We start from the raw sequence: 26,897 nt of genomic DNA, 5'->3' as shown, positions 1-26,897 counted from the left end.
GTATTTTACAAAACAAAAACGGCTAAACGTTAGTGTTTTAGCCGTTTATTTGCTTTATATGGTACTCCCAACAGGAATCGAACCTGTATCTATCCCTTAGGAGGGGACTATTCTATCCATTAAACTATGAGAGCAAGATCCATAAGTATATTTTATTACACTCATTTGCTTATGTCAATTTTTTCTACTTACTATTCTTTATATTTATAATCCTTTATTTCACCCCAATCTTCTATAACATTATACTTTTCATTTTTTGATTTAAAATACACTATTATATGCGCCTTATACAGCATTTTATTATTTTCAAATAGCATTTTATCTCCATATACAATAGCATTAAGAGCAAGTGGTAAATCCTCTCTAAATATCTTATTCCTTATTATTATTTTTGGAAGTGAACTTCCATTATCTACTTCTAATTTTACCTTTAAATAATATTTATCACTCTTTTCCCAAAAAGCTAACACTTCATCCCTTATATTATAATCAATACTCTTATAATCATAAGTTTTACCTATAGTTAAAAATAAATTTCCGGTTCTATCACTATGTGTTAATGTATACTTTCTCGGAATCTCTAATTTATTCCTATCTACTTCATCCCTATATATAACCTTTAATTTTTTAGGATTAAATTTAAACATTTATCTTTTACTCCAAAATAAATTAATTTTAAGATTAGTATATGAATATATTACTACTTAGTTTAATATTTTTACTTCAAAAATATTACTTTTTATATATACTTTATAGTATACTTTACTTAACATTTAAATTTGAGGAGTGGCAAAATTATGATTAGAACTATAATTTGGTACATATGGTTTTTTCTAAGCTTAATAATAAGCGTACCATTTACATTTAGAGTTAAATATTTAATTAAAAAAAATAGAATAGACGAAAGTGAAGCATTAATATATAAATGTACTACTACATGGGCTAATTCATTGTTGAAAATAGCTGGTGTAAAAGTTAATGTTCATGGTGTTGAAAATATCCCTAAAGACAAGACAGTATTGTTTGTAGGTAACCATCAAGGTAACTTTGATATTCCTATATATATCACTCAAATTCCTGAAGTCATTGGATTTATTTCAAAAATTGAAGTTGAAAAAATCCCTCTAGTTAGAACTTGGATGAATTTTATGCATTGTATATTCATGGATAGAAGTAATCTTAGAAAATCAGGTGAGGCTATAATTAGAGGCGTTAAGTCTTTAAAAGCAGGTCATTCATTAGTTATATTCCCTGAAGGAACAAGAAGTAAAGGCGGTCCAATGAAGGACTTTAAAGCAGGTAGCTTTAAATTAGCAACAAAATCAAAGAGTCCTATAATTCCAGTTACTATGGATGGTTCTTATAAGATTATGGAACATGGTGATGGTCCTTGGTTTAAACCAGCTACTGTAAACTTATATATTCATCCCGCTATAGAAACAGCTTCTTTAACTAAAGAAGAACAAGATGAATTACCTAAGAAAGTACAAAATATAATTGCATCTAAATTATCTAAATAAAAACAGGTCGTACAAGTTTAGAGTTGTACGACCTGTTATATTAAGATGAGGTCAATCTCATCTTTTTTATTGTAAAAAAATAGAGTACATAGGTAGATAAACTTCCCACATACTCCATGACACAATAACACAATATTTAAAATTTAAGTAATGACTATTTCCATTGCATATTTTGAACTATTTTCGGCCAATTGTCAATTATATTTTTGTGGAATTTTTATTTTTGCCAATGAAAACATTACCATTTTTTTATTAAATGAAAAATAAACAACTATTTCATATTTTACAATAAATACTTAGTGCATTAATTATATTTTTGCTATATACTTAATAAAGTCGATTGATGAGAGATAATTATTTAAATAATTTGAAATAAATAAAAAAATACATGAAAAAAGAGGATACTATATGACGAATTTAACATTTAATGATTTAGGCTTAAAGGAGACTTTAGTAAAAGCTATTGATGATTTAGGTTTTACTACACCATCTCAAATTCAGGCCGAAGCAATTCCAGTTGCCCTTTCGGGAACTGATATTATAGGGCAAGCTCAAACTGGTACAGGAAAAACAGCAGCATTTGGCTTACCTATATTAAACAACTTAACAGTAAAAAATGCTATTGGTTCAATAATACTAGCTCCAACAAGAGAATTAGCAATACAAGTACACGATGAATTAGTAAAATTAACTAAGTACGAAAAATTAAACATCGTTGCTGTATACGGTGGTGCACCAATTCATCTTCAAGCTAGAGATTTAAAGAGAGCTAACATTGTAGTTGGTACACCTGGTAGAGTTTTAGACCATATAAGAAGAGGAAATTTACCGCTATCTTCAGTAGAGTTCTTAGTTTTAGATGAAGCAGACGAAATGCTAAACATGGGATTCATTGATGATATGGAAGAAATAATGAAGAGCATTCCAGAAGAAAGACAAACTCTTTTATTCTCTGCAACAATGCCTCCTCAAATAAAGAAATTAACTAAAAAATACTTAAAAGATGATGCTCAACATATCGCTATAGCAAGAAAGGAAATGACAGGATCTACAATTACACAAAACTTCTTTGAAGTTAACGGATCTCAAAGATTAGAAGCACTTTGTAGATTAATAGATCTTGATAATCCATCTGCTGGTATCATCTTCTGCAGAACTAAAAAAGGTGTTGATGATTTAGTTGCTGCAATGCAAGCAAGAGGATACATGGTTGAAGGTATGCACGGAGACATGTCTCAAGTTCAAAGAATGAAAACTTTAGCTAAGTTCAAAAATGGTTCTTTAAAATTCTTAGTTGCTACTGACGTTGCTGCAAGAGGAATTGACGTTGATGGAGTTACTCACGTATTTAACTATGAGTTACCTCAAGATATTGAATCATATGTTCATAGAATTGGTAGAACTGGTAGAGCTGGTCGTGAAGGAACTGCTTACAGCATAATTACTCCTAAAGAATTTGGATTCCTTAAACAAATTAAAAATGTTACTAAAGGTAATATTGAAAAAAGACAAGTACCTACAGTTCAAGAAATATACGATGCTAAGTTCAAAGCAATGACAGAAGAAGTTTCTTCAATAATTGAAGCTGAAGACTATTCTAAGTTTGTTAATGTTGCTACTCAATTAACTGAAACTCATGATTCTGTAAAAGTTATAGCTTCATTACTTCAAAGCCAATTTAAAAATCAACTATCTTTTGATTACTCAACTGATAAACTTGAAGCGCCAGCTAAAGTTAAGGGAAATGACGTTAGATTATTCTTCTCAGCTGGTAGAAGAGATGGCTTAACTATTAAAAACTTAATCAATTACATTAAGGATAATGCAAAAGTAGGAGCTTCTCAAATAAGAGACATAGACATAATGGAAAACTTCGCATTTGTTAATGTTGATGATGCTATTCACATGCAAGTACTTGAAAAGTGTACTGGTGGAAAAATCAATAAGAGAAGAGTTAACGTTGAAGTTTCAACTAACAACAAAAAGAGAAGCAGAAACAAAAGATCTTCTAAATAATTTATATTAATATAATTACAATGCCCTATAGATGTTTCTATCTATAGGGCATTGTTTTATTTTTTTATCTTTAATTTTACACCTTCAATTAAGTATTCTAAATGACTTACATCATAATATTCTCTTTTAATTAACTTTATTCTTTCTTCTGCTCTTTGAATAGTTTCTAATGCTTCACTATAATCCTTTGCTTTCACTGCACTATTAGCATACTCTATTAAATAATCTATTTTTAAAACAATTTCCGCTAATTCTTCTTTGTCATCATTAACTAAATCCAGTAAAAGATTATATACTTTAGGTGAAACTTTATTTCTTGAATCTCTTAATAAACTGTTATTTTTACTTGTTATTTTTGCCACTACTATCCCTCCAAAGTATTATTTTTTTCGTCATTTATAGTATAGCTTATCTTTAATTAATATACTCTGAAAATATTGAAGCAAAGCTATCAATACTCATTGGCGATATTCTAACTCTCTTTAAAGTATGAATCCCATCATTTATCGAAGCTATTCCCCCTTGAGTTGTTACTGCTGCCTTTATTCCTAACTCTTCTTCTATAGCAATAGTTTCATCATTATATTTTCCTACTGGATAACAAAGATAATTTCCATCTGAACCAATGACATTTCTCAAATAGTCTTGTGCTCTTTTAATTGAATCATATGCATCTTCTTTTGACAATCCATTTAATTCTAAGTGATTTGCCGTATGATTTTCTATAGACATTCCTGCAGCTTGCATTTCTTTTAAATTATCTGATGACATATAATAACCATTGTCTACTCCATCAGTTATTATGAAAAAAGTAGCTTTTAAATTGTGATTTTTTAATGATGGAAAAGCACTACTATAATTATCTGCATATCCATCATCAAACGTTATAACAACAGGTCTCTTAGGTACTTTTCCAGTCTCCATAGCTTCTAAAGCTTCATCTAAATTCATTGCAGTAAAATTATTAGCTTCAAGCCATGCCATTTGCTCTTCAAACATTGCAGGAGGAACTAATAAGTTATTACTAGGATCTTCATCACTTATTGAATGATACATAAGAATAGGTATTCTTACCTCCTCTGGGGCTATATTTATATACTCAATTTGAGCTTGATCTTGCTCTTCTGTATTACCACATTTATTAGGATTCTCTTGCTGTTCTTCAGTAGTTTCTTGACTTCCTGTTGCTTGTTCTTGATTTGTTTCATTTATATTTTCCTCTTTTGAAACTTCATTTTTTCCACAAGCTATCATTCCAAAAGTTATCAACAATAAAAATGTAATTGCTATAAATCTTTTTTTCATTTTATATTCCCCTTTATCTATTTATTTTTTCACTTATGTAATTCTATCTTAAATGTTTAATTTTGTAAATAAATTATACAAATTCATTTATGAAAGATTTTTTTATAAATATTTCATTTTTTATTATCACTAGCATTTATTTTTAAATTTATTTATATAATTTTTACTCATTTCTTTTTTACTGCATTTTACATATTTTGCTTTAAAATTTCATATATTTTATATTATTATATAAATTTTATATTATATAATAATATATATATTGGTTTTTTTATTAAAATATAAATCACCTTGTTTTTGTTTTTAAAATAAATATTCTATTAAATATTACAATATTTATTTTGAAAATATTCTTAATAATCAATAAATTGAATTAGTTTATTGATTATTATTCTTTTACTTATTTTGGATATAATTTATTTATAGAATTTATATAAAAACAGAGGTGAAGACATTTTTTTACAAATTTTCTTATGTATTATAATGGATTTTTTTCAAAAAATATCAAAATACTACATTATGTTAAATAAATCAACATTTTACTAATTTTAGTGTTCATTTGTATTATTTTATCTCCCTGTATTATTAATTATCGTTTAATAAAAATAGGTGTATATATATTTATTAAATACATGGTAAGAAATTAATAAATTAGATGTTGTATAATAAAATTTATAGATGGATATAAACTTATAAATTAAGTATTTTAATTAATTTTCCCCATAAATCAAATTAATAATAAAAAAAGTATCTAGTTTTTATACTAGATACCATAAAATAATACTTTTAGACTTCTTCTTTTAGTATTTTATTTAATTTATTTTGAACTAACCATAATTTCTTTTGCTTTCTGTTAAATGCAACCATTTTATTCTTATTATTTTTGCTTTCATCAAGCAACTTTATGTACTTTTCATCAGCTATTTTTAAAGCATCTTCTATTACTAAAAGTTCTTCCTTAGTGAACATAAACTATCGCCTCCAAAAACTTAATTTTTATTTTAATTATATCATACAATATAAATTTTATATTACTACAAGTAAAAAGGACTGCTTAACTTTAATATAAACAGTCCTTATATATTATCTCTAATTATATCTTCTTAACTACTGATGATTTAAGCTTCATTGCTCCAAATCCATCTATTTTACAGTCTATATCATGACCATCTGTTACATCATAAAGTAGACGAATATTCTTAACTTTTGTTCCTTGCTTTAATGCTGATGTAGCACCTTTAACCTTTAAATCCTTGATTATTGTAACAGTATCACCATCATTTAAAACATTTCCGTTAGCATCTTTTATAACACTTGCTTCTTCTTCAGCCGCTTGGCTTGCAGCAGTCCATTCATGACCACATTCTGGGCAAATTAAAAGATTTCCATCTTCATAAGTATATTCTGAATTACATTTTGGACAGTTTGGTAACATAATTTCATTTCCTCCATTGCTATCTCGTTATTTAACTACATATTAGTATCCTATGCATTAATATATACTATCATACTATTCTTTTATTGACAAACCGTTGTCAATTCCTTTAATTTACTTATTTCTATTATTAAAAATCATTACTATTATTATCCGTAAAACTCAAAATAACTCATTTAAATCTTATTTTTTATTTAAAATATAAAAATAGCCTAACACTTAAGGGGGACTCTCGTGTTAGGCGCCTTTATATTTCAAAAGGAGGATTATTATTAATCATTAATTGTTTTGCATTAACTACTTTATGTGTTTATAATAATCCTCCTTTGTGTCATTTAAGTGTCATATTATTTTGAACAATAAATCTTTATTGCTTCTGCCATAAGTTTAGCAGTTCCTTCACCATTCTTATCTAGATTTTCTTTAAATCTTTCATCCTCCACATACATTAAACCTAATCCAGATAATATCTCATTTGTACAAGTATAGAAATTATCAGTAATATACTTTTGCCATCTTCTAACTAATTCTTGCACCTCTTCACTTCCTGGATCAGAATTTCTTAATTCAGCAAACCCCTTAAATATCTCACTTGTCTCTTGATTAATGTCTCCCCATTTTTCTTTATTGTAACTACTTGTTTTCTTTTCGCTTTCTTCATACGCTTTAGAAGTTCCCCAACGTTCTTTTACCTCTTTAGCATATTTCTTTTTATTTTCTTCTATTTCATTCATATCAAATTCTTTAAAGCTCATATTATTATCTCCTTCTATTCTTTTTTCTATTAATTTTATTAATCCTTCTATCCTTTGTCGTTGCTGAATTAGCAATTCTTTTTGTTTTTTAAGTGCTTCTTCTTTATCATAATTGGGATTATTCATTATTTCCTTTATTTGACTTAGAGGAAAATCTAGTTCTCTGAAAAACAGTATTTGTTGTAATATTTCCAGATCTTCTCTAGAGTATAACCTATAACCAGCCTCTGTTATTTCACTTGGTTTTAATAGCCCTATTTCATCGTAATAGTGCAATGTTCTTACCGTTATTCCTGTTAACTTTGCTACTTCGCTTATCCTCATTAGCTTTATATACCTCCTTTCATAAATTATTTTGTTTATCTTAGCTACAAATATAATTTTAATTTATCACGTAACGTTAGAGTCAATACTATTTTTAAGCTTAAATTATCTACTAAAAAAAGGCACCTCTCTCTAAAGAGTGGCACCTTCTCTTAATATATTAATCTTGCTCATACCCTAATATATCTCCAGTATTAGCATTTATTTCATAACTATATTCTCTATTATTATAATAGAATTCTACTTCATATTTTTGTATCCCATTATCATAATCTAATTCTGTTCTTGAAAATATAACTTGATTGCTTGTTAAATTTGCATGGTTTAATGCAATCTCCTTTGCTTGCTCTATTGAAATATTAGCTGTGCTATTTAAATTATTTTGACTATTATTAATAACTCCTTCTAAATCATATTGAATTATTTGTCCATTAACCGCATTAATATCATAATCATATTTTTGATTATTATAATAAAATTCTATATTATATTTTTCTATTCCATCATCAAATTCACTTTCAGTTCTAATAAATGAAACTTGCTCTGCTGTTAATTTTGCATGGTTTAGTGCTATTTCTTTAGCCTGATCAATTGTTATCTTATTAGCCCCAACAACTTCATTATTTGTTATACCTGAGTTTGTTTCAGTTTGATTTGTTGTATTTTGATTTGTTGTACTCTCATTCGTTGCACCTGAATTTGATACACCTGAGTTATTACACCCTACTAAACTAATAGAAATTATTATCATAATTGCTGCTAATTTTGCCTTTTTCATTTTATCCTCCACTTATATACATCTTTTTATTAATATTTTTATCTATGATATCCCAAAATATTATAAAATTTTCATTAAATATAGATAATTAATTTTCCCTACTTTTATCCCTTAAAATATACGCTTATTATTGTATATTTATCTAATTCACTTTCTATATAAATCTTAGAGTTATAATTGCTAACTATTCTGTTTGCAATGGATAAACCAATTCCAAAAGAATTATTATTTACTCTAGATTTATCAACTTTATAAAATCTTTTCTTTACATTATCAATTTCATTCTTTGGTATACCAATTCCATTATCTTTAACTTCTAATTTTATCGCACTAGCTTCTTTTCTTATACTTATTGAAATTTCAACATTCTCTTTATTGTTATACTTTATTGAATTATCAACAAATATAATTAATAACTGCTTAAAATCATTTGGCTCAACTTTTATTCTTATATTTTCATCAATATTAACTATATATGTGACATTTGGATTTAAAAATCTATATTGTTCTATAACCTCATCAACTAATATTACAGGATCAATCTTATCTACTTTATTTAAGTCTACTACTGATTTTTCTGCCTTAGATAGTAATAACATATCATTTACTAACTTTTTTAATCTTTCTACCTCTTTTAAACATATATCCAAAGATTTTTCTAAACGTTCCTTGTCATTTTTTCCCCATCTTTTAAGCATACTTAAATGTCCATGAAGTGCTGTTAATGGTGTTTTTAATTCATGTGATGCATCTGATACAAACCTACTTTGCTCATGAAATGCCTCTTCTAATTCATCCATCATTGAATTAAAAACTATATTTACTTTATCTACTTCGTCATTTAAATCTGATATTTCAGCTCTTTTATTAATTCCTTTTTCCTTTATTTCATTCATAGTTGTTGTAAGCCTTCTAAGTCTCTTTATAAAGTTCTTCGAAACATACATAGCTCCTATACCACTTAAAGCTAATCCTAAAATTAAAGTAAAAATTAAAATCGGTAAGGAGTTTTCAGTAAATTCCTGAAACATCTCATTTTCTCTAATTATTTGTATCGTATATTGAGAATTTCCTATCTCTATTGGTCCTGTTATTACCATATATATCTCAAAATCAAAAATCTTAGATCCCATTATAATATCTTGATTTACATAGTCAAATTTAATTTCTTCCCATATTTCAGATGGGGATTCATAATATATTTTATCTGTTGAGTAAATCCTAATATATTCATCATCATCAACCTTAGTTAACTGTTGTAAATATTCATAAAACCCATTTTCAGATATTTCTATGTTTATATCCTTAGATAAGCTGCTTATCTCTTTATATTTAGCTTCTAATAAATCTTTTTCATACTCATCTGTAAATATCCAAAATGTAATTAATTGACCAATTGTATATATAATCAAAATTAAACTTATTATAAAAAAGGAACTTTTCATAATTTCTAAAAATACAGGTAATTTTTTAGTTCTCATTACTAACCCCTCATAATATAACCAACTGATCTAACTGTCTGTATATATTCTTCTTTATTTTCATTATTTAATTTTGTTCTTAAATATCTTACATATACATCTGTGACATTAGTTTCCGGTTCATACCCATAGCCCCATATTTTTTCTAAAAGCTCTTCTCTAGTAACTACCTTATCCTTATTATCTACTAATATCATTAATAGTTCATATTCTTTATTAGTTAAACTTATTTCATTACCATTCCTTTTAACACTTCTTGAGCTTTTATTAATTACAATATCCTTAAACTTTACTATAGAATTATTTAAACTATCTTGTCTCCTAAAAACCACTTCAATACGTGCAAGTAACTCCTCTATTGCAAATGGCTTAGCAATATAATCATCAGCACCTATTTGAAGCCCATTAACTTTATCCATAACACTATCTTTTGCACTAAGCATTATTACCGGAGATTGTTTTTCTCTCTTTAGTCTTCTACATATCTCAAATCCATTCATTGAAGGAAGCATAACATCCAGTATTATAAGATCATATTCATTTCTTAATGCCTCTTCTAACCCTTCTCTACCATCCTCCTTAATACAAACATCATACCCTTCATATTCTAATTCCCCTTTTACAAAATCGGAAATATTAGGTTCATCCTCAACTATTAATATGCTTTTCACTATACTTCCTCCTTTATAATACGCTTATATATAATGTTTAATCATAATAATTATCTATATCTGTAATAACCCCCAAGTTAGAATCCACATTAACTTCTATAAGAATATTATTTGAATTTTTTATTTTAAATTTATACTCAAAACTAAGATTATCTAACTCTAAGCTTTTCCTAACCTTTAATATGTCTCCTTGAACCGCTTGTAGTGCTATTACCTTTGCTTCATCAACTGTATAATTAATATTAGATTTAGCTATACTATATACAGTAATAGCACCTATACCACATACTGCAACACCTAAAACTAATAATATTGAAATTCTTTTTACCATTTTTTTCTTGTTTCTTTTTATTATTTCTCTTGCTGTTTCTAAATATTTATTCATTTTGTTTCTCCTTATCTTAATCTGTATTATGAATTATATAATATTGATTTCTCTTTTTCATGAAGTAGGAATGAAAGTAAGATTAAAATTTTTTAATCTTTTTCATCACTATATTTTTAATAATATTATTAACATAAATATAATCGAGTAGGAGGAAAATAATTATTTTATTTTCCGTCCTCTCACACCACCGTACGTACCGTCCGGTATACGGCGGTTCCTTAAGTTTAATGAATTTTAATATATTGACGCGTTAGGCTTTTCAAGCCTAAGTCGTTAAAGAATTGATTTGTTAGTGTAGTATTTAATATAACACTATTTGCTACTCGCCAATATCCTTTACGGGTGTTGGCGAATTTTATTGCTTGATAGTGATTAAGTCCTAATTTATTAAGGTTTTTATATCTTGTTTTAACCTTCTTCCATTGTTTCCATATACACATTCTTAATCTCCGTTTAATCCATTTATCCAATTGAACAACAATACCTTTGCACTTTGCTATTCCATAATAATTAATCCAACCTATGTTAACTTGATTTATCTTAATTATTCTTTGTTCTAAGGTCATCGGTTTTGACCTTGATAATATTTCTCGGAGTTTATCTTTATGCTTCCTTAATGATTGTTTAGATATGCTTGAATATGCCTTACCAAACATAATCCCTAGTGTAAACCCTAAGAATTTTCTTTTCCAAGGTCTTTCAACTGCACTTTTGTTGATATTTACTTTGAGTTTTAGTTTACCTTCAATGAATCTGGTTATGTTTTCCATAACCCTCTCTCCGACTCTTTTACTCTTTACTTAAATATTACAGTCGTCCGCGTAGCGACAAAATTTATGTCCTCTTTTCTCTAACTCCCTATCTAATTCATCTAGCATAATATTAGATAATAGCGGACTTAGTGGTCCGCCTTGTGGCGTTCCTACTTCGCTTGATGTTACTATTCCATTAATCATTATTCCTGATTGCAGATACTTCCTTATTAGTTTCAAAACTCTTTTATCTTTAATATCTTTCGATAGTTTATACATTAAAATATCATGATTTACTTTATCAAAGAATTTCTCTAAGTCTATGTCTACAACCCATGTATAACCTTCGTTAATATAACTTTCAGCTTTCCTTATTGCATCTTTTACACCTCTGCGAGGGCGGAATCCAAAGCTATTCTCTGAGAAATTTTCATCATAAATTAAATGTAACATTAAATGATGAAGCTTTAAAATACGCTAAGCAAGGAAAAATTAAACTTAGCGTAGGTATGACTATGGTTGATGCAGAAGAATATTATTATAATCATAGTAACGAAAATCGTATGCCGTATTTAGGAAAAACTTTCTCTATTAGTGAAACCGAAACTAAAGTAGGTACACCTTTTGGAGGAATGGTCTTTATAGAAATAGCTGAATCTGTTCCTTCAGGCGCAAATATTGAGGTAGATATTAAAGGGGTAGTTGATACACCATATTATGATTTAGGTAAAACAACATCTGAAGAATGGAAAGTTGCAAAAGATGCACCAGGTATATTTGCTGAAATAAGAACTCCTTATTTAAGATTTATACTTCCAGCTAAATTTATTCGTCATATTGAAGATCCACAAAAAGCAGCAGAGTTTTGGACAAATGTAACTGCCTTAAGTGCCAATACAATGGGACTTGAAAATAGAACAACACCAATGACTCTTACTTTTGACCAATATATAACCGTTGGTATAGCATATGCAAATGTATGGAGCTGGTCATGTAATTTACCACCAGAATGGTCAAAAGATGCATTTGATTATGATGGTCTAGTGAAAAATGGAAGTTGGGGAATAATACATGAAATAAATCACCATTATCAAAGAAGATATAGTTCATATTCTGATGAATGGGGCCTTGGAACTGATTTTACTGAAATAACTAATAATGCTTTAAGTGCTGCATCATATATTTTATATACTAATATAGCAGCTTCTAGAGGAGAAAATGGAACCGATGATTGGAATAAGGTTGCAGATCCATATAGTAGTTTAAAGCAACAAATATTTGAAGGCGTTCAGTACTATCCTGGTGTACCGAATATAGGTAACTTTATGTTTAGTACATTTGCTCATGAAATTGGACCAATAAACTATGTTAATGTTATTAAATCAACTTATGAGGGAGGAACCTTTAACGGAATATATATTCCACCATATGATTATAAGCTTGAAAGTCAAGGCGGACTGAAGAGAGATGATAGATATGATGATATGGCATATAGATTTTGTGTGGCTGGTGAACGTGATTATACATGGTATATACAAAAAGAATTACGTTGGCCATTAAAACAAGAAACCATTGATAAGATAAAAGCTCTTGGATATAAAGAGACTATTCCAGTGCAAAGTGTGTATGCAATGGGGGAAGTAGGAAGAGAAACAGGTAGACCTTTCTATATTCCATCTAGCGGTTATACATTTGACTTCCAAAAAAGTTTAGTTTCACCTGGTAATGTAACTGTAATAGATGTATCTCAGCCAAAATATGGAACTTTACAATTAAGACAAGATGGTAAATATGATTATTTAGCTAGTACATCAATGCCTGAAAATGCATTAGATGAATTTGTATTAACAGTTAAAGTTGAAAAAGACGGAATAAGTCATGAAACTAAGTTAAATTGTACTATAGCTCTAGATTATAATGCTAGTGTTGTAGAACATTTTGATATACTTAAATGGGATATTTACGAAGCTTTAGACGTTTTACCAACAAGTACACCATATGGAAGTTCAACATCAACTGGAATGAGAATTGATTCCGCAGAAGGTGATAGATTATCTAGAAGTAAAGGATACTTTATGGTAGATGAAGCTGGAGAATATGAATTCCAAGCTTTTGGAGATGATAGAGCTGCTTTTCAAATACATTTAGATGATGGAACAACACTACAATCTATAACTAATGATTATGCAAATAATGTTGATGATGCACTTAAGCTTGCACAGCAAACAGATAATAAAGGCAGAGCCAAATCAACTAGCTTTACTGTAAATTTAGAAGCTAATAAAATTTATCAATATACATTGGTAGCTAAAAATACTGGCGGTATTGGATGGGCTGATGTAAATATTAGAAAAACTTCAGGAGATACTAGTTGGAAATCAATAACTAAGATTTATTCTAACTTAAATGATGTAGGTAAAATTACTGATAGAAATTATGTAATGCCAGATCCTGAGTATATTAGACCATCAAGTTTAGCAACAGCAGATGAAACTACAGTAAAAGGATTAACAGTTATTAGTACTCCACAAGGAGTTGTTCCTAATAATGATCCAAACTCTCATAATGAAGGTAATAAAGAAAATATAGTTGATGGAGATATAAGTACATATTTCCACTCATCTTATGATAATTCTAATAAAACACCTTTTCCACATGAATATATATTGGATTTAGGTGGAGAAAAATCTTTTAATAATCTAGAAATATATACACGTACATATGACCATGTTGGCGTAATAGGAGATTATGAAATATTTATAGCAGATGAATATAATGGAGATAAAACTGTTTGGACACAAATATATGAAGATAAAACAAGAAAAGATAATTCAAATGCTCCTGCAGACATAAAAATATCATTACCGCAAACAAAAGCTAAATACTTAAAAATTAGTGCTTTAAATAATAGAGATGGCCGTGATATAACAATAGTTGCAGAAGTGAAGTTATCAAATAAAACAAATGTTAAAAATGTAATAGCTCAAGACTCTAGTTTTATACAATACGAAGGAGATTGGTCAAAAGATTCTAATGGTGCTTTTGTAAATGGTGCAACATACAATACAACTACTGGTTACTTTATGTATTGTTTTGATGGAAAAGAAAGTAATATATATGTAGCTAAAGATGTTGAAGTAGAAATCAGAGTAGATGGTGGTAAGTGGGAAAAAGTTAAATTAACAGGATCACTAAGAGAACCTTCAGTTACATTAAATATGCAAAATGAAGGTCAGCATGTAATAGAGGTTCGTGCCATAAATGAAGAAATAGCTCTTAATATGATATCTACAGATGGTGTCTTTTATAAAGGAAAAGCTCCTGCTAAATCAAATCCACCAGTTATACATGGTGCTGATAATATAAAAATAGGAATTGGACAAGTTGACACCTTTAATAAGATGAATGGAGTTAGCTACAGTGATGATATTGATACAACTGGATTACAAATAAATGTAACTGGAGAATTGGGTAAGCCTACTCCAGGAACAAATGAAGACTATACATTAACTTATACTGTAACTGATAGTGATAGAAATACTACAACTGTAGATAGAATAGTAACAGTAACAAATCAATTACCAGTAATAACCGGATTAGATGATATAGTAATAAATGAAGGTGAAGGTAAGGGATTTGATTTTTCTAATGGAGTAAGTGTAACAGATTTAGAAGATGGAGATTTAATAAAATCACTAAAATTACCTACACTAGACTTAACTAGCTTAACTGAAGGAGATTATTCTGTAAAATATGAAGTAACAGATAGTGATAATAACACTATTATCGTCGAAAGAAAAATAATAGTATTATCAAATAAAGTTAATGATGAAACAAAACCTGGAGAAACTCCTGATGTACCAAGTACTCCTAATGCTCCAGCGGAAAAACCTGATGGAACTACTAATATACCAAATACATCTAATGTTCCAGTAGAAAAACCTATTGAAACTTCAGTAGTACCTGAAGCACCTCAAGGTCAATCTGAAAAACCTGTGGAAAACTCAGTAATGACTGAAACTTTAGCAGAAGACTTTGAAGTTAATCCAGAAACTATGATGATTTCTGAAGATACAAATAGTAATAATGAGACTAATGAAAATATAGAAGATATTCCTGCAACGGTAAATTCATTATCAAAATATATAGCTATTTTATCGTTATTGCTATTAGTAGTATTGGGATTAATTTTAACAAAAAGAAAAATTACAAAGTCTAAATAAATAACAAAAAAGAAATTGGACAATTAATCCAATTTCTTTTTTGTTATCAATTTAAATTCTTCTTAACTTATCATTATTTTTAACTATTATTATTCTCATATTTTCATCATACTTAATACCTAATTCCTTGAAGAAACTTCTTCATTAACTGTAATAAATACATTATCTTTATTAAACATTTATACTCCCTCTTTCTATACTTTTATTTAAATGTAAAAAAGTCTTAATCACTATACTTGTAGCAATTAAGACTTTTAGATTTGGTTTATTTCTTGTTTTAACATTTCAATGAATTCTTCTGAAAATACTTTCTCTCTTATTGACTCCTTTATTAGCTCTATTAGTTCTAGCTCCGTTACATCAAGACTTCTTGGAATGTATGTTTCGTCACCTCTTCTAGTAGCCTTGTAGACACAGAACCTTACTTCGTATCTCTTTAGTTCTTTGATGTAGATTTTCTCTATTGAGTATGTGTATTCTCCTGCTCCAACTTTTCCTTGGCTTTTTATCTTGCAGTACTTAGTTTCCTTGATTATCTTTTCTTCACTCTTCTTACTCACATTAATTCTACCTCCTTATCTTATTCCAGTAGGAACTTAGAAAGTTCTTCAGTACATACTACTACAATTGAAAAATCGCTAGAAAGTAAGTATAAGCTTGAAGTATAATTTTCTCCATTCATAACTTCTATTACATCAGTATATTCTGGCACTAAACATTGTAACTTATCTTGTTTCAATATTTCGATATCTACTATATTTTCTGCTATTAATACATATCCACCTAAGTCAGATTCTACATTCCTATCCTCTCCATATGCTTCATTTAATATAATTATTAGTTCTCTTACGAATTCAATAACCTCTACTGGTATGCTATTTAATTTAACTAATTGACTTTCATTATAAACTTTTTTCATTATACTTTCTCCCTTCTACATATAAAAAACTCTTACTTGCATATCTAAATACAAGTAAGAGCTTTACTAAAGTAAACTTTTATAAAATTCTATTGTTGGCTTATCATTATTTATTAACAGATTTAATTTTTCATATGTTGAATCATAGAAGTTATTATCTTTAGCATATTTAATTACTTCCTCATAAGATAATTCAAAAATATTATCTGTTATGTTATAGTAGAAATCATCATTCATCACACCAAAGAAATATTTTACTGAATCATCATATGTCATTCTTGGTACTTCTTCTAAATCACAATTTTCATCTGTATAACAACCATTTCTATCATTCCATTACGGAAACTCTTTCATTTTTCTACGTATAATCTCATTATTCATAGATACAACCTCCTTATATACTACATAATCATAATATATATTTATATATTACTTAAAATACGTAATGCATCTAATGCCATTACTTTAACATGAGGTTTTATAGTATCATTACTTTCAATTTCTTCTTTAGTAAACCAATATAATTCTTTGCTTTCTCCCTTTTGTGGTCTAACTTCATTAGAAAATGCTCTTTCAAAATATATAAAATCTATATTCTCAACTTCATGACCTACATTTTCAAGAAGAGTATGCATTGGACTATGTAATTGAATCTCCGTATCGGTGTTAAGTTAGGTTGTAAACTTGCTCATTACTTTTCTCCTTTTCTAATATACTTTTAAAATTATAATTTAATTATGATCTACATCCCCATATTATTCTATATAGTAATGTTCAAATTCAACATAGTTGCTCCAAAACTTCTTAACCTAAAAGAAGAAGGAGCACCCTTAACTGATACTCCTTCTCAAAACTTACTTTATATCCAATTGCTTGTTATCCCTTACCATCTTGCCCATTACCCTAACATCATAATAACTTTCTCAAGTGAATATCAAGAGCTTTCTAAATTAATCCTTAACAGCTAGTTAATCTTTTAAATATTCTATTAATTCTTCTAATTCATTATCATCTTCATTTAATTTATTAAAGTCTTCTAAATCAGTTTTTATATCTTTTTCTACTTCCCTTTTAACATTTAATTCATTGATAATATATCCCATAGAAAATGTTGCTATTGAATAAAATGCATACGGTAATGATGAATTAATGTAATATGTTATTACCACTAATATACTTTTACTTACCACAATCTTACCTGATGCTACAAGTGATAATATATATACATGTGAATTATATATAGTTAATAATGTATATGCTAATATAATTATTGAAATAACATATAGTACTTTACTTATTAAATTTGCATCTTTAAAATGTTTTACTTTCATACTTAATTCTTCCTTCTAAAAACTTATTGTTAATAATATAATTTTTATTAATTAATCTGTGTTAGTTTTTTATTTTTTAGAACAAGTACAACATCTACTTTTTTAGCTAATTCCTTACTATGAGTAACCACTATTACACACTTTCCATGTTTATGTGCACTTGTTTTTAATATTTCTATAATTTCATCAGCTGTATCACTATCTAAATTCCCCGTTGGCTCATCTGCTAATATTACTGGTGAATCTGTAACAAGTGTTCTTGCAATGGCAACACGCTGTTGCTGTCCCCCTGATAGTTGTAATACGTTTCTATTAATTTCATCATCAGCTAACCCTAAATTGTTTAATATTTTCTTATTCACCTTGGGATTAACTATTTTTAAATTTTCTAAAGGTGTCATATAATCAATTAAATTATAATTTTGAAATATTAATGAAATATTGCTTTTTCTATGATTCTCGTATCCCTTTACTTTTATATTTTGATTATTATATAATATTTCGCCATTTCTAGGTTCATCTAATCCAGCCAATAGTGATAATAACGTTGATTTTCCTGAACCCGAAGCCCCTAAAATAGCGTAAAGTTTTCCTTCTTCAAATTCCATGCTTATATCATTTAAAACTTTTTTTCCATTTTTATATGAATAATTAACTTTATTTAATGCTAAAATTGACATTTATTTTCCTCCTAGCTCATTTTGGATAATATTTCTTTTGGTTTTAATCTAATTATTGATGCTGATGATGCCATTACTGAAAGTATGATAATAACTGTTCCTATAACATATACATAAATTAATTCTTCAACCTCTACTTTTACATCTATTTCATCTACTGTACGAGTTGCTAAAGAACTATTAACATCATTTCCTAATGAAAATCCTCCAAATCCACTTTGAACGTCTTGAACCGCTTGCTTACCTGCTTGTGCAACTATTGTATTTCCTATATTTTGTGAAATTACCTTACTTGAGAAATATGATCCTCCAAAAGCTAATATACTTATAAGTAATAATTCAATTATATATTGAGAAATAATATTAAACTTTGAAACTCCTATTGAAAGTAATATACCGGTTTCATGAACTCTTCCTTGAATCCAAAATGCTAACACTAATGAAAGTATTATTACTCCAGCTATTATTGCTCCAATTAAAACCATATTTATAATCTTATCTAAAGAATCAAAAGACTTAGATAAAGCTAAAAATGTATCTTCACTTTTTACTATTGTATACTTATTCCAATCAGTAGGAATATCTTTAAATTTTGATGTTACTTTATCTACATCAGTATCTGTATTGAAAGTAGCATTTGTATATTTTACATTTCCATCTGAATATCCATATAAAGTTTTAATAGTATCTACATCAGTAATTAAAAGATTTTCTGGCATTTCTAATTTATGTCCAGCTCTTTCAGTATTTTCACTTTCAAAAATACCTACAATTTCAAGGTCATAATCACTTTTAGATAAAGTTGATGCATTAAAATCTCCAGCACTCTTTGTTGCTTTTATAGTATCTCCAACTTTTAAATTATTTGCTTCTGCTAAATCCTTATGAATTAATACCTTGTTTTTATCAGTAGCAACAATATGTCTACCATCAATCAGCTTTAATGATTTACTTATAAACTTAGTATCATATTCTGAACTTTTATGTGCTTCTACAGAAAAAAGTTTTTCATATTTATAATCATCATTATATTGAACTACATTTTTTTCAGGTTTTATATAATTTACATTTTCTAAATCTAAACCAGCTCCTTGAATTGCTGCATCATAATTCTTAACACCTTCTACCTTTGAAACCTTATCAATTAAATTTTCTGGAATTGTTCCTTCAAAATTACCCGCAAAATTAGCTTGTAATTCAAAAGTATTTGCCATATCCTTATTTGAATCTTGTCTTGCTATATTTGCTGCCTTTTTAATTGAAATTCCACTTAAAACTGCCGTTGCTATTCCAAATAATATAAATAACATAATAATACTTTTTATTTTTTTTCTTGTTATATATAATATTGATCTCTTAAATACATTCATATTTATGTCCTCCTTGTTTATTAACTTGAGTACATTCTATCAACCTAATATGAAATATTTATGAAATTTAAAAATTAAGTTTATAAAATTCATTAAGAATCGTATTAATTAAATTATTTTTTATAAAAAAATAAGGATATTATTAATCTAATACCCGTTATTTTTCAACTATTTTATTTTTTATTAAACATGAACAAATTTCAAATATTTAATTAAAATCAACCTCAAAACTCATTCCAGTTAATATTGATTTAAAAGAATAATCTAAATTATACATTTTTAAAATTTGTTGAACTATGTATAATCCTAACCCATTCCCCCCACTACTCTTATTTCTATCAAAATCAACTCTATAAAATGCCTCAAAAATATGTGCTAAATGTTCTTCTGAAATTGGCTTACAATCATTTTCTATAATAAGTTTTTTATCTTTTATATATATTCTTATTTCCTTTCCCTCATCAGTATAATTTACTGCATTAGAAATAATATTAGAGATTGCTTTAGTAAATAATTTTTCATCTACTTTAATATTAAAAGACTCTTTTAAATTCATTTTAATATTAATTTTCTTTGACTTAGCTATTAATTTATATGGTTCTATGTTCTTTTGAACTAAACTACCTAAATCTAATACACTTTCATTTTTATTATTTATTATATTAAGTTTTGAAGTATCTAAAATTTCCTGAACCATTTTACTTAATTCACTAACTATATCCTTACATTTTTCTAAATATATATAATGATTTTTATATTTTCCTATATCATATAGCATATTTTCAATCATTATATACATACTCATTAGTGGTGTCTTAAGCTCATGTGATGCGCTTCTTAAAAAATCCACCTTAATTTTTTCAGATTCACTTACATTTTTTATTTCCTCTTCCAATGATACAATTGTATTTAATAAATTTTCATATAAACTATTTACATTAGCTGCTAATATTCCTATTTCATCTTCAGTTTTTACCTCACAAAAGGCTTCTTTATTTAAATTCTCCATTTTTTTTGTAACATCACAAATTTCTTTTATTGGAGTTGTAATTTTTCTTGCATATATATATGATGCAATAAGTGCTATAAGCAAGCTTATAAAAATAGAATATGGAAGTATTTTTAATATAATATCTCTTGTTTCTGTGAATGATTCTAAATCCATTACTATTTTAGCACTTCCATTTACATCATTACTTTTTTTAAAGTCCCTACTTTTTATTATTGATAAATTATTTATATTAATATATTGACCGAATATTTCTCCATTTTCATCATCAAACCTTTCTATAATATTTTCACCACTTAAATTAGGAATTATTAAAGAGTTTTCTGTAATTTCCTCTTCATTAACATATATATCTACTTTGTGCAAACCTTGAAATACCCTTTTTTCATCTCCTATAGTAAGTAAAACTTGAATATTATATTTTTCAGCAAAATTCTTTGCTATCTTAAATGATTCCTTATTATCAGATTTATTTACTTGTTCAATTAAATCTTCAATAATTTTATCAGCTTCCTTTTGTTTATTATTCACATATACCTTGGGTAATGCTAAATAAATTAAAACATTTGAAATTAAAATTATTACACTTATTATACCCATGGTAAATATATATGTTTTTGAAAATAGCTTTAACTTATTCATCATTGCTCCTCAAATTTATATCCAATTCCCTTAACTGTTACTATACAATCTAATAACAACTTTTTTCTTATATTTTTAATATATACATCAATAACCCTATCATTTGGTGCTTCTTCAATCCTCCATAAATTATCTAAGATTTGTGCTCTTGTTAAAACCTTTCCCTCATACTTTAATAATAACTCTATTAATTTTATTTCCTTAGGTTTTAAATCAATATTTTCGCCATTCTTTCTTGCTGAATATCCTTCAAAATCAATTTCTATATCTCCATAACACCACTTTTTATTTTCACTAACTTTTACTCCTCTTCTAAGAAGTGCTTCTATTCTTTTATGTAAAACTATTATTGAAAATGGCTTTGTAATATAATCATCTGCCTCTTCATCAAAACTCATAATTTGGGTATAATCATCACTCATTGCTGTTAACATAATTACTGGAACATTGCTTTCTTGTCTAATTTTATTTAAAACAACAAATCCGTTAGCCTTTGGAAGCATTATATCTAAAATTACTAAATCAATTTTATTATTCTTAAATAATTCTATTGCTTGCATTCCATCTTCTGCACTTATAACGCTATATCCAACCTCTGCTAGATATTCACTTACGCCTTCCCTTATTTCTTTTTCATCTTCAACAATTAATATATTAATTTTCATTTATATTTTCCTCCATTTTATATAATATATATCAAAATGAATTTATTTTATAAATACATAATAACATAAAGTTTCAATTATATTATAAATATAAAAGTGCTAATTTCATAAATTAACACTCTTAACATTAAATTAATAATATTATTTATATACCAATTCCACATATAATTTATCACTAAAGTTCTATATATAAAGGCTTACTTAAATGATAATATTCTCAACCCTCTCCTTCTCAAATTCCCTTATTTATTAACCTAATTTCAGTAAAAACCTCACTTACTTATGGTACGGTTCTCCGTATCTGTAATAAGTGAGGTTACCTATTTTTTCTCCTATATTTATCTAACACTCATTTTTTAACTTACTATTTTTCATATCTATTTCATAATTAATATAATGTCTAAATAACACTTCAATTAATATATAAAATATCGTAAAAGCCTCATACTCACTTCCACTTTTTAATAAAAACTCTGATGTAGTTGCATATAAATTATATTGAGTTTTTGTTGAAAGTTTATTATTTATAAGTTTAGTAATAGAAATGAACTCTACTCCCTTTAAAGAAAGTTTGTTTGTATAACTTTCTAAAGAAGTTGTGTTTCCAGATAATGAAATTATAATAACAATATCATTCTTAGTTATCTTATCTATTAATCCTTCAAACTCTCCTTCTCCTTCAATCATATATAAATACTTATTTGCTGCAAAAAAAGTCTGCTTTAAAGCTTGTGCAACAACTCTTTGTGGAGCACCTGTTCCATAAACAAAAATATTCTCAGCATTATAAATCAATTTACATATCTCTGTAAAATCTCTGTCTTTTAAATAATTAATAGTTTGATTTATATCTATGATTAATTTTTCAACAATATTATTATTCGTCTTATCTAAATCATTTTCTTTCCATTTTAGATATATTCTAAATTCACTATAACCCTCAAACCCTAATTTCTTTATACAACGTAAAATTGTAGTTTTAGATACATTACAACGCCTTGCCAATTCAGTAATACCCAAATTAAAACATTCGGTTTTATTTTGTAAAATATATTTTAATATATATATATCATTTTCATTTAATTTATTATAATTGTTGTTAATTAGTTCCTCTATTTTCATAATATACCTCCCTGTAATCTATATTATACAAAGTATATTTATAAATTACAAACAAGTACATTTTTATATAAAAGGTACAATACATATACCTTTTATATATTAAATTTAACTAATTTAATTCTGGCCAATATTCTTTATTTACTTCAATCAAATCATCTAAAATCAATTTAGCAACTGATGCACTTGGAACAGTTTTTGATAACGTAAGTGCTTGCCATAATTTTTGATATGATTTTTCTATCCAAGCCTCTACAACCAATTTTTCAACTGAAACCTGCTCTTCCATTAATCCTTTTTGAAATTGCGGAATTTTTCCCATTACAAGTGGTTCTGGACCATTACTACCTACTAAACAAGGAATTTCAACCATTGCTGTTGGATCAAAATTACTTATTGCTCCATTATTTTCAACTATTAATAACATTCTTTCTTTGGTGTTATAGGCAATTGCTCTTGCTAAATCAACTATATATGATGCATGTTCATCTATTCCCATTGCACATCCTTCTGTTGAGTTATTTTCAATAATTTTCTTGCACTCTCCAAATACAAATTTTTCACGTCCATCCATTACTTCGTTTGCTCTTGTGTATTCTTTATTAGAATGCTTAACAACATAATCTGGGAATAAATAATATTTTAAATAAGTATTTGGTAATGTTTCTGGATCCATTGCAAAAACATCTTTAGCTTTTGCAAAAGTATCATCCCAACTTGCATCACTATGCTGAGCACTTCCATCCGTAACAACATATCCATACTTAGATACATGTTCTTTTATTCTCGGCATCAAATCATTACCATCTTTATCTCTAACATCAGTCCACCATCCAAAATGGTTAAGACCATAATAACGAACTGATAATTCTTTTCTCGATTCTAACCCTAAAATTTTCGCCATGCGCGATTCTATATCTATTGGCATATCACATATATTAAGTATTTTTGAATTTGGTCTTAATCTACGAGTTGCTTCTGCCACTATTGCTGCTGGATTTGAATAGTTTAACATCCAAGCATCCGGTGAATATTTTTCCATATAATCAAGAATTTCAATAACCCCACCTATAGATCTCATTCCATATGCAATTCCTCCTGGGCCACAAGTTTCTTGTCCAACTACATCATATTTTAAAGGAATTTTTTCATCCAATTCTCTCATTGCATATTTTCCTACTCTTATATGAGCCATTACGAAATCTACATCTGTGAATGCTTCTTTAGGATCTGTTGTAGCATAAAACTCTATTTCAGGTGCTCTTTCTTTTATAATTATTTCACAAGCTCCTGCTATAATTGCTTGTCTATCTGCATCATTATCATAAAATTTTATTTTTCTAATAGGTAATTTATCTAAATTATCTAATAACATTAATATAATCCCTGGTGTAAATGTACTTCCTCCGCCTGCTACTACTATAGAAAACCTTCTCATAATTGATACCTCCAAAGTTTCTTATTTATATTTATATTTATATTTATATTTATATTTTTATTTTTATTTTATTAATTAAGCAGTTCTTCAAATTCATCTCTTACTTGTGATACTGATAAGCCTACAATAATTTGTATTGCTTTACCTTTTCTTACAACTCCATGTGCTCCTGCTTCTCTAAATACACTATCAGAAAGAAGCTTATTTTCATCTTTAACTGATACACGAAGTCTAGTTGCACAATTGGTTAAATTTTCAATATTATCCTTGCCTCCTAGTGCTTCTAAAAACCTTAATGCTTTACTACCCTTTTCTATAATTTGCTCATCATTTATTTTTTTAGATTTATAATCTGCTTTTGTATATAGTTTAGTTTTTTCATCATCTTTTTCACGACCTGGCGTAGCAAAATTAAACTTAATTATTAAAAAACGGAACACAAAGAAATATATTGCTGTAAAACACAATCCTATAACTATTTGTTTTATATAAGTATCTGAATGATATTTAAAAAGTGGTATCCAATTTAATGAGAACCATTCAATTAATCCTCCACCAAAGTTACCTACCACCCCTACGGAATATAGTATCGCAGATAATGTTGCTGCTAATACAGCATGTACAGCAAATAATGCTGGAGCTATAAACAAGAATGTAAACTCAAGTGGTTCTGTAACACCAGCAATAATAGCTGTTAATGTAGCTGGTATAAGTAAACCTGCAACAACTTTTTTCTTCTCTGGCTTAGCAGTGAAATACATTGCTAATGATATTCCTATAGATCCAAATATTTTAGATGACGATGTTAATGCAAAACCTCCACCTGGAAACATCTCTCTTAAAGAATGTGCACTTGTTGCAAAATCAGCTAAATGCTGTGGCCAATATGATGCTATTCCCTCTGGTACAACTGCTGGTCCAAACATAAATGGTCCATAAATAAAATGATGTAATCCTGTTGGAATTAAAATACGATCTAATAATGTATACAACCAAACACCCAATGTTCCTGATGAGGATAAAAATCCTTGTATATAACTTATTCCATTTTGCACTTTTGGCCATATTAAACATACAAAAAATGCTGTTGGTATCATAACAATAAACCCTATAATTGCTACAAAACATGAACCTTGAAAAATACCTAAATAATCTGGTAATTTCTTTTCAAAATATTTCTCATGAATATAAACTGCAATACCTGAAATTAAAATTGCACCAATCATTCCTGTATCAAGAGTCTTAATTCCAGCAATCATTGCAAGTCCACTTGAAACGCCATCATTAACTCCAGCTTGTAAATCAAAATTAACACCAAATGATGAACCTGAAACAGTAAGTATAGCATTTACAAAATAATTAAATGTCAAATAAATTAATAATGATTCTAAACAAGCACGAGCTTGTGATTTTTTTGCCAATGCAATTGGTAAGCCTACCACAAATAATAATGGAAGTTGATTAAATACTGTCCAACCACCTTGTTGAATAATATACCAAAATTTACTCCATAACGTCCCTTCCATTGCTATGGACCCCATAATATCTTGGTTTGTAAATAAAACTGAGAACCCAACTACTATTCCATAAAAAGCAAAGAATAGAACTGGAACAAACATAGCAGCACCAAAACGTTGAATTTTTTGCATCATAATATATTCCTCCTCACATAATCTATTTATCGCATTTGATATTTAATCATATACCTTATAATATTTTTAAGTACTATATTAAAGCTTTAACATAATTATATTTTTGACAAGCACTTCTGGATTACTTTGCCAAATTTATGATATCAAACCAGGTAAACTATTACAATATAATTTAAAGTATTAGGGCTTAATTCCTAAAATTGTACTCCTTTCCTTTTTGAGAACATTTTCACAACTTTATATTTTTATATTGACAAAATTAAAAGATCTATTTTATAACATTAATACATTAACTTTTAAAATAATATAAATTATCCATAATATATTATTTCTGTTCTTCCTTTTGAATATGATAAATTACAATATCAAGTGCAACACTAATTAATTGCAAAAAAAATAACCCATACGGGTACGTTCATGTTAA

The 26,897-nt window shown here is 27.6% G+C and carries 26 protein-coding genes, 1 tRNA gene and 1 pseudogene; 3 read left to right on the top strand and 25 right to left on the bottom strand.

What is annotated here, in order from left to right; all coding sequences use genetic code 11:
- Nucleotides 1-59: 59 nt before the first annotated feature.
- Nucleotides 60-134: transfer RNA gene (locus ABUA17_RS14860), tRNA-Arg, on the bottom strand.
- A 57-nt stretch (nt 135-191) separates the two neighbouring features.
- A complete protein-coding gene (locus tag ABUA17_RS14855) occupies nt 192-647 on the bottom strand; it encodes a staygreen family protein (RefSeq protein ID WP_042397390.1) in 456 nt (151 codons plus the stop codon).
- A 150-nt stretch (nt 648-797) separates the two neighbouring features.
- Between ABUA17_RS14855 and ABUA17_RS14850 the strand changes: the two genes are divergently transcribed.
- A complete protein-coding gene (locus ABUA17_RS14850; RefSeq protein WP_042397387.1) occupies nt 798-1,520 on the top strand; it encodes a lysophospholipid acyltransferase family protein in 723 nt (240 codons plus the stop codon).
- Nucleotides 1,521-1,928: 408 nt separating this feature from the next.
- Nucleotides 1,929-3,536, top strand: a complete 1,608-nt coding sequence (locus tag ABUA17_RS14845) for a DEAD/DEAH box helicase (protein ID WP_042397384.1) — start codon at nt 1,929-1,931, stop codon at nt 3,534-3,536.
- 56 nt (nt 3,537-3,592) lie between these two features.
- Here the strand turns inward: ABUA17_RS14845 and ABUA17_RS14840 are convergent, their stop codons facing one another.
- The 11 genes from ABUA17_RS14840 to ABUA17_RS14790 all read right to left on the bottom strand — a co-directional run bounded on the left by ABUA17_RS14840 (nt 3,593) and on the right by ABUA17_RS14790 (nt 11,878).
- On the bottom strand, nt 3,593-3,898 hold the full coding sequence (locus ABUA17_RS14840) for a hypothetical protein (RefSeq protein WP_042397381.1): 306 nt from the start codon (nt 3,896-3,898) through the stop codon (nt 3,593-3,595).
- Nucleotides 3,899-3,950: 52 nt separating this feature from the next.
- Nucleotides 3,951-4,841, bottom strand: a complete 891-nt coding sequence (locus ABUA17_RS14835) for a polysaccharide deacetylase family protein (RefSeq protein ID WP_042397378.1) — start codon at nt 4,839-4,841, stop codon at nt 3,951-3,953.
- Nucleotides 4,842-5,627: 786 nt separating this feature from the next.
- Nucleotides 5,628-5,810, bottom strand: a complete 183-nt coding sequence (locus ABUA17_RS14830) for a hypothetical protein (protein ID WP_042397374.1) — start codon at nt 5,808-5,810, stop codon at nt 5,628-5,630.
- Nucleotides 5,811-5,934: 124 nt separating this feature from the next.
- Entirely contained in the window at nt 5,935-6,276 is a 342-nt protein-coding gene (locus tag ABUA17_RS14825) for a zinc ribbon domain-containing protein YjdM (protein ID WP_042397370.1), read from the bottom strand.
- A gap of 347 nt (nt 6,277-6,623) precedes the next feature.
- Complete coding sequence (locus tag ABUA17_RS14820) at nt 6,624-7,355, bottom strand: MerR family transcriptional regulator (protein ID WP_042397366.1); 732 nt, start codon at nt 7,353-7,355, stop codon at nt 6,624-6,626.
- 160 nt (nt 7,356-7,515) lie between these two features.
- A complete protein-coding gene (locus ABUA17_RS14815) occupies nt 7,516-8,133 on the bottom strand; it encodes a PepSY domain-containing protein (protein ID WP_052330637.1) in 618 nt (205 codons plus the stop codon).
- A gap of 104 nt (nt 8,134-8,237) precedes the next feature.
- A complete protein-coding gene (locus ABUA17_RS14810) occupies nt 8,238-9,614 on the bottom strand; it encodes a sensor histidine kinase (protein WP_052330636.1) in 1,377 nt (458 codons plus the stop codon).
- A gap of 2 nt (nt 9,615-9,616) precedes the next feature.
- On the bottom strand, nt 9,617-10,285 hold the full coding sequence (locus ABUA17_RS14805) for a response regulator transcription factor (RefSeq protein ID WP_042397363.1): 669 nt from the start codon (nt 10,283-10,285) through the stop codon (nt 9,617-9,619).
- Between the two features lie 37 nt (nt 10,286-10,322).
- Nucleotides 10,323-10,670, bottom strand: coding sequence for a PepSY domain-containing protein (locus tag ABUA17_RS14800; RefSeq protein WP_042397360.1), 348 nt, complete (start codon nt 10,668-10,670; stop codon nt 10,323-10,325).
- A 227-nt stretch (nt 10,671-10,897) separates the two neighbouring features.
- On the bottom strand, nt 10,898-11,443 hold the full coding sequence (locus tag ABUA17_RS14795; protein WP_052330635.1) for a group II intron maturase-specific domain-containing protein: 546 nt from the start codon (nt 11,441-11,443) through the stop codon (nt 10,898-10,900).
- Nucleotides 11,444-11,473: 30 nt separating this feature from the next.
- Entirely contained in the window at nt 11,474-11,878 is a 405-nt protein-coding gene (locus tag ABUA17_RS14790; protein ID WP_302537713.1) for a reverse transcriptase domain-containing protein, read from the bottom strand.
- Nucleotides 11,879-11,934: 56 nt separating this feature from the next.
- On the opposite strand from ABUA17_RS14790, the gene ABUA17_RS14785 reads away from it, so the two are divergent.
- A complete protein-coding gene (locus tag ABUA17_RS14785) occupies nt 11,935-15,648 on the top strand; it encodes a M60 family metallopeptidase (RefSeq protein ID WP_207743368.1) in 3,714 nt (1,237 codons plus the stop codon).
- Nucleotides 15,649-15,902: 254 nt separating this feature from the next.
- Here ABUA17_RS14785 and ABUA17_RS14780 read toward each other — a convergent pair whose 3' ends face one another.
- The 12 genes and pseudogenes from ABUA17_RS14780 to ABUA17_RS14725 all read right to left on the bottom strand — a co-directional run bounded on the left by ABUA17_RS14780 (nt 15,903) and on the right by ABUA17_RS14725 (nt 26,473).
- Nucleotides 15,903-16,208 carry a hypothetical protein gene (locus ABUA17_RS14780; protein WP_042397354.1) on the bottom strand — a complete coding sequence of 102 codons (306 nt, stop codon included), beginning with the start codon at nt 16,206-16,208 and terminating at the stop codon, nt 15,903-15,905.
- Nucleotides 16,209-16,228: 20 nt separating this feature from the next.
- Nucleotides 16,229-16,567, bottom strand: a complete 339-nt coding sequence (locus tag ABUA17_RS14775; protein ID WP_195951586.1) for a hypothetical protein — start codon at nt 16,565-16,567, stop codon at nt 16,229-16,231.
- A 66-nt stretch (nt 16,568-16,633) separates the two neighbouring features.
- Nucleotides 16,634-16,948, bottom strand: a pseudogene (locus tag ABUA17_RS14770) (hypothetical protein).
- Between the two features lie 41 nt (nt 16,949-16,989).
- On the bottom strand, nt 16,990-17,202 hold the full coding sequence (locus tag ABUA17_RS14765; RefSeq protein WP_042397347.1) for an NUDIX hydrolase: 213 nt from the start codon (nt 17,200-17,202) through the stop codon (nt 16,990-16,992).
- Between the two features lie 333 nt (nt 17,203-17,535).
- Entirely contained in the window at nt 17,536-17,898 is a 363-nt protein-coding gene (locus tag ABUA17_RS14760) for a hypothetical protein (RefSeq protein ID WP_005212003.1), read from the bottom strand.
- A gap of 47 nt (nt 17,899-17,945) precedes the next feature.
- Nucleotides 17,946-18,578, bottom strand: coding sequence for an ABC transporter ATP-binding protein (locus tag ABUA17_RS14755; protein ID WP_005212002.1), 633 nt, complete (start codon nt 18,576-18,578; stop codon nt 17,946-17,948).
- A gap of 11 nt (nt 18,579-18,589) precedes the next feature.
- Complete coding sequence (locus ABUA17_RS14750) at nt 18,590-19,948, bottom strand: ABC transporter permease family protein (protein ID WP_042397341.1); 1,359 nt, start codon at nt 19,946-19,948, stop codon at nt 18,590-18,592.
- A 208-nt stretch (nt 19,949-20,156) separates the two neighbouring features.
- Nucleotides 20,157-21,602 (bottom strand): sensor histidine kinase, encoded by a 1,446-nt coding sequence (locus ABUA17_RS14745; protein WP_243275989.1) that lies wholly within the window; start codon nt 21,600-21,602, stop codon nt 20,157-20,159.
- Nucleotides 21,599-22,264, bottom strand: coding sequence for a response regulator transcription factor (locus tag ABUA17_RS14740; RefSeq protein WP_005211993.1), 666 nt, complete (start codon nt 22,262-22,264; stop codon nt 21,599-21,601). Before ABUA17_RS14740 ends, ABUA17_RS14745 begins: the two co-directional genes overlap by 4 nt.
- Nucleotides 22,265-22,606: 342 nt before the next feature.
- Entirely contained in the window at nt 22,607-23,386 is a 780-nt protein-coding gene (locus ABUA17_RS14735) for a MurR/RpiR family transcriptional regulator (RefSeq protein ID WP_195951587.1), read from the bottom strand.
- A gap of 109 nt (nt 23,387-23,495) precedes the next feature.
- Entirely contained in the window at nt 23,496-24,821 is a 1,326-nt protein-coding gene (locus tag ABUA17_RS14730) for a 6-phospho-alpha-glucosidase (RefSeq protein WP_195951588.1), read from the bottom strand.
- 71 nt (nt 24,822-24,892) lie between these two features.
- Nucleotides 24,893-26,473, bottom strand: coding sequence for an alpha-glucoside-specific PTS transporter subunit IIBC (locus tag ABUA17_RS14725; protein WP_195951589.1), 1,581 nt, complete (start codon nt 26,471-26,473; stop codon nt 24,893-24,895).
- Nucleotides 26,474-26,897: the final 424 nt, after the last annotated feature.

The organism is Clostridium sp. RTP31139st1_H3_RTP31139_211217 (assembly GCF_040227035.1).
GTDB lineage: Bacteria > Bacillota > Clostridia > Clostridiales > Clostridiaceae > Clostridium > Clostridium saudiense.
Note: the sequence above shows the minus strand (reverse complement) of the source record. Positions and strands in the feature narration are given on the sequence as shown.

Coding starts and splice junctions, on each gene's coding strand:
- ABUA17_RS14855 (WP_042397390.1), bottom strand. CDS start 647: ATGTTTAAATTTAATCCTAAAAAATTAAAGGTTATATATAGGGATGAA.
- ABUA17_RS14850 (WP_042397387.1), top strand. CDS start 798: ATGATTAGAACTATAATTTGGTACATATGGTTTTTTCTAAGCTTAATA.
- ABUA17_RS14845 (WP_042397384.1), top strand. CDS start 1,929: ATGACGAATTTAACATTTAATGATTTAGGCTTAAAGGAGACTTTAGTA.
- ABUA17_RS14835 (WP_042397378.1), bottom strand. CDS start 4,841: ATGAAAAAAAGATTTATAGCAATTACATTTTTATTGTTGATAACTTTT.
- ABUA17_RS14830 (WP_042397374.1), bottom strand. CDS start 5,810: ATGTTCACTAAGGAAGAACTTTTAGTAATAGAAGATGCTTTAAAAATA.
- ABUA17_RS14825 (WP_042397370.1), bottom strand. CDS start 6,276: ATGTTACCAAACTGTCCAAAATGTAATTCAGAATATACTTATGAAGAT.
- ABUA17_RS14820 (WP_042397366.1), bottom strand. CDS start 7,355: ATGAGGATAAGCGAAGTAGCAAAGTTAACAGGAATAACGGTAAGAACA.
- ABUA17_RS14815 (WP_052330637.1), bottom strand. CDS start 8,133: ATGAAAAAGGCAAAATTAGCAGCAATTATGATAATAATTTCTATTAGT.
- ABUA17_RS14810 (WP_052330636.1), bottom strand. CDS start 9,614: ATGAGAACTAAAAAATTACCTGTATTTTTAGAAATTATGAAAAGTTCC.
- ABUA17_RS14800 (WP_042397360.1), bottom strand. CDS start 10,670: ATGAATAAATATTTAGAAACAGCAAGAGAAATAATAAAAAGAAACAAG.
- ABUA17_RS14795 (WP_052330635.1), bottom strand. CDS start 11,443: ATGGAAAACATAACCAGATTCATTGAAGGTAAACTAAAACTCAAAGTA.
- ABUA17_RS14790 (WP_302537713.1), bottom strand. CDS start 11,878: ATGTTACATTTAATTTATGATGAAAATTTCTCAGAGAATAGCTTTGGA.
- ABUA17_RS14785 (WP_207743368.1), top strand. CDS start 11,935: ATGACTATGGTTGATGCAGAAGAATATTATTATAATCATAGTAACGAA.
- ABUA17_RS14775 (WP_195951586.1), bottom strand. CDS start 16,567: ATGAAAAAAGTTTATAATGAAAGTCAATTAGTTAAATTAAATAGCATA.
- ABUA17_RS14765 (WP_042397347.1), bottom strand. CDS start 17,202: ATGCATACTCTTCTTGAAAATGTAGGTCATGAAGTTGAGAATATAGAT.
- ABUA17_RS14760 (WP_005212003.1), bottom strand. CDS start 17,898: ATGAAAGTAAAACATTTTAAAGATGCAAATTTAATAAGTAAAGTACTA.
- ABUA17_RS14755 (WP_005212002.1), bottom strand. CDS start 18,578: ATGTCAATTTTAGCATTAAATAAAGTTAATTATTCATATAAAAATGGA.
- ABUA17_RS14750 (WP_042397341.1), bottom strand. CDS start 19,948: ATGAATGTATTTAAGAGATCAATATTATATATAACAAGAAAAAAAATA.
- ABUA17_RS14745 (WP_243275989.1), bottom strand. CDS start 21,602: ATGATGAATAAGTTAAAGCTATTTTCAAAAACATATATATTTACCATG.
- ABUA17_RS14740 (WP_005211993.1), bottom strand. CDS start 22,264: ATGAAAATTAATATATTAATTGTTGAAGATGAAAAAGAAATAAGGGAA.
- ABUA17_RS14735 (WP_195951587.1), bottom strand. CDS start 23,386: ATGAAAATAGAGGAACTAATTAACAACAATTATAATAAATTAAATGAA.
- ABUA17_RS14730 (WP_195951588.1), bottom strand. CDS start 24,821: ATGAGAAGGTTTTCTATAGTAGTAGCAGGCGGAGGAAGTACATTTACA.
- ABUA17_RS14725 (WP_195951589.1), bottom strand. CDS start 26,473: ATGATGCAAAAAATTCAACGTTTTGGTGCTGCTATGTTTGTTCCAGTT.